At 69.0% G+C, this 3,633-nt stretch carries 3 protein-coding genes and 1 pseudogene; all 4 read left to right on the top strand.

What is annotated here, in order from left to right; all coding sequences use genetic code 11:
- Nucleotides 1-243, top strand: a pseudogene (locus GT354_RS26030) (4-(cytidine 5'-diphospho)-2-C-methyl-D-erythritol kinase); the annotation flags it as partial.
- Between the two features lie 52 nt (nucleotides 244-295).
- Complete coding sequence (locus GT354_RS26025) at nucleotides 296-2,080, top strand: ABC-F family ATP-binding cassette domain-containing protein (RefSeq protein ID WP_161358807.1); 1,785 nt, start codon at nucleotides 296-298, stop codon at nucleotides 2,078-2,080.
- A 407-nt stretch (nucleotides 2,081-2,487) separates the two neighbouring features.
- A complete protein-coding gene (locus GT354_RS26020; RefSeq protein WP_161358806.1) occupies nucleotides 2,488-2,847 on the top strand; it encodes a hypothetical protein in 360 nt (119 codons plus the stop codon).
- 54 nt (nucleotides 2,848-2,901) lie between these two features.
- Nucleotides 2,902-3,633 (top strand): hypothetical protein (locus tag GT354_RS26015; protein WP_202512297.1); only part of this gene is annotated, 732 nt, incomplete at its 3' end.

Below are 3,633 nucleotides of genomic sequence, written 5' to 3'. Positions count from 1 at the left end.
CGACCCGCGCTGGCCGCGACCCTGCGCGCGGGCGTCGAGGCGGGCGCGCTCGGCTCGCTGGTGTCCGGCTCGGGACCCACGTGCGCGTTCCTGGCCCCCGACGAGGCGACGGCGCACGACGTGGCTCGGCGCCTCACCGAATCCGGCACGTGCCGTGCGGCGCGAGTGGCGCACGGGGCGGTCCCCGGGGCTCGGGTACTGCCCCGCCGGGTCGTTGTGACGGAGCGCGAGAACACGCTCTAGCGCGGACCGTTAGAGTTGGTCGAATGCGAGCGTTGCGGTACGGCGGTTCGGTCTGATGGCGAACCTGGTCAATCTTGAGTCAGTCGGCAAGGCGTATGTCATGCGCACCCTGCTCGACGAGGTCTCCCTCGGCGTCGCCGAAGGGGACCGGATCGGTGTCGTGGGTCGAAACGGTGACGGCAAGACCACGCTGATCCGGGTGATGGCACAGCGCGAACCCGTGGACTCGGGTCGGGTCACCCACGTGGGCGGCCTGAGCCTGGGCATCCTCAGCCAGCAGGACGACCTGGATCCGCAGGCGACCGTGCGGCAGGAGATCGTCGGCGACCGCCCCGATCACGAGTGGGCGGGCAACGCGCGCATCCGCGACGTGCTGACCGGCCTGTTCGGCGGCCTGGCGATGCCCGGCTTCGAGAGCGGCATCGACTCGGTGATCGGCCCGCTCTCCGGCGGCGAGCGGCGCCGGATCGCGCTCGCGAAGCTGCTCATCGAAGAGCACGACCTGATCATCCTCGACGAGCCCACCAACCACCTCGACGTCGAGGGCATCGCGTGGCTCGCCGGACACCTCAAGGTGCGCCGCTCCGCGCTCGTCGTGGTCACCCACGACCGCTGGTTCCTCGACGAGGTGTGCACCCGCACGTGGGACGTGCAGGGCGGCAAGGTGCACGACTACGAGGGCGGCTACTCGGCGTACGTGCTGGCCCGCGCCGAACGCGCGCGGATCGCGTCGACCGAGGAGACCAAGCGGCTGAACCTGGTCCGCAAGGAACTGGCCTGGCTGCGCCGCGGCGCCCCCGCGCGTACGTCCAAGCCGAAGTTTCGGATCGAAGCCGCCAACGAGCTGATCGCCGACGAGCCGCCGCCGCGCGACACCCAGGCGCTGCGGGGCTTCGCCAACGCGCGCCTGGGCAAGACCGTGTTCGAGCTGCTCGACGTCACGATCCAGGCGGGCCCCAAGACCCTCCTGGAGCACCTGACCTGGAACCTGGGCCCCGGCGACCGGATCGGCCTGGTCGGCGTCAACGGCGCGGGCAAGACCTCGTTGCTGCGCGCGCTCACGGACGCGGCCTATCGCGAGATCCAGCCGCCTACCGGCAAGATCGTCGTCGGGCGCACCGTGAAGTTGGCCTACCTCTCCCAGGAGGTCGCCGAACTCCCGCCGACACTGCGCGTGTTGGAGGCCGTGTCACAGATCCGCGAGCGGGTCGAGATCGGCAAGGGCAAGGAGATGACGGCCGGTCAACTGTGCGAACAGTTCGGCTTCACCGGCGAGAAGCAGTGGACCCCGGTGTCCGACCTCTCCGGTGGCGAGCGGCGCCGGTTGCAGTTGCTTCGATTGCTCATGGACGAGCCCAACGTGCTCTTCATGGACGAACCGACCAACGACCTCGACATCGAGACGCTGACCCAGCTGGAAGACCTGCTCGACGGTTGGCCCGGTTCGCTGGTGATCGTCAGCCACGACCGCTACTTCGTCGAGCGCACCACCGACACGGTGCTCGCGCTGCTCGGCGACCGCACGCTGCGGATGCTGCCGGGCGGCATCGAGGAGTACCTCCGGCGCCGGCGCGAAGCGGTCGAGGGTGACCAGGCCGTCGCCGCCCCGGCCCGCCGCGGAGGCGGCGACACCCGGGCCGCGAAGAAGGAACTCCAGCGCGTCGAGCGCCAGTTGGCCAAGCTGGTCGAGCGGGAGAAGAAGGTGCACGACGGACTCACGGTCCACGCCACCGACTTCGACAAGGTCTCGGAGCTCGACGCCGAACTGCGTACGATCCGGGCTGATCGGGACAAGCTGGAAGTGCGCTGGCTGGAGCTGGCCGAGGAAACCGAGTAGCGCGACCGAACGGCCGCGCGCGGCACCGCCGCACCTCGATGATTCGGGGTGCGGCGTCGTTGTTCGCGCGGGGTGTCGGTTCGTCGGCGACGGCCTCGCGTCTCGCGTCTCGCCGGGGGTCGGCTCGTCGGCAACAGCCTCGCGTCATAACCGTTTCGTCAAGTCTGACGGGCCGCCGGCAGCCCCATACCCATCCGTCTGCTCTCCTGGGTACTCTGATCTGTACTGATAACGGGTGCGCCGCGACGTGCTGCCCAGAGAGGGCACCTGCGGCGTGTGGTGACGAGCTGCGTGGTGCCGGTGACCCCGGTCGCCAACACCACGCACGGGGGAGTGGTGAAAAGGTGCTTATCGCCGATGGTGGCGGTGGTGGACCGGTAGGAACCTCATCGACCGACATGCAGGCGATGTCGGCCGGTATCGAGTCCTTGGTGCAGTTCCAGAAGGACGTCCAGCGGGCGCTCGACGACCTCGACGGGTCACCGGTCGCCTCACATCAGATGATCAACCACGACGTGGCCATGGACGCCTCCGGAACGTTCGCGGAGGCCATGCAGCTGTGGTCCGCGTACGTGGACGTGAAGATGAAGCTGACCGATCTGTCGACGCAGCTCAAGCGGCAGATCGAGGCCATGCAGATGACCGTGCAGTACGTGCAGGGCACGTACGAGGGCAACGAAGACGACTTCACGGCCAAGTACGCCCAGCTGCAGACGGATTACGTGGACAACAAGCCGGCGCTCACACCGCCGGTGAAGGCTCCCTGAGCCGAGCCCTGATCGGGCGCGGTGACGGGAACTACGGGGACGGGGTGAACACACATGTTGGACGCTGGTGGTGGTGGTGGCTGGGGTGACGGTCCCACCAACTTCGAGGAGTACTCACACGCTGCCCTACGGAGCATGATCGAGGGCGCCAAACCTTCCGATCTGACGACTACGGGCCAGAAGTTGATCGACGCCCAGGCCACCTTGGAGGGCCTGACGAGCGCGCTCGAAACCCGGGTCGGCCGATTGGACTGGACCGGCAAGGCCGCGGACAACTTCCGTGAGTGGACCAGCCAGGTCATGGTCACGACGCGCAAGTTCGCGGACCATGCCGGCAAGGTGGGCTATTCGATGAGCACCGCCGGCTCCTCGCTGAGCCTGGCGCTGGTCGCGGTGCCGCAGCCGGACGCCAACGCCGAACTGATCGTCTCCAGCAACGGCGACAAGCAACTCATGTGCAAACCGGGTGACTCGCCCGACAAGAAGGCGATGGTCGCCCAGGCGAAGGCCTCGATGGACAAGGAACACCAAGAGGCCATCCGGCAGATGGAGTACCTCGGTAGCAGCTACCGGGTCACCACCGACACGCTCAAGGGGCTCGAACCCCTGACCTTCCCGCCGCTGCCCTCGCTTCCCGCGGGGGCGGGCGGCGGCGGTGGCGGCACGGCCAACGGCGGTGGCGGCGGCAGCGCCGGCGGCGGCGGGGGCTCGGTCGGGGGCGGCGGTGGTGGTGTCGGCGGCGGCTACGGCGGCGGCAGTGGCGGCGGGGGCGGCTACGCGGGTGGC

This window comes from Streptomyces sp. SID3343 (assembly GCF_009865215.1).
In the GTDB taxonomy this organism is placed as follows: domain Bacteria; phylum Actinomycetota; class Actinomycetes; order Streptomycetales; family Streptomycetaceae; genus Embleya.
This window is presented reverse-complemented; position numbering and strand designations above follow the sequence as displayed.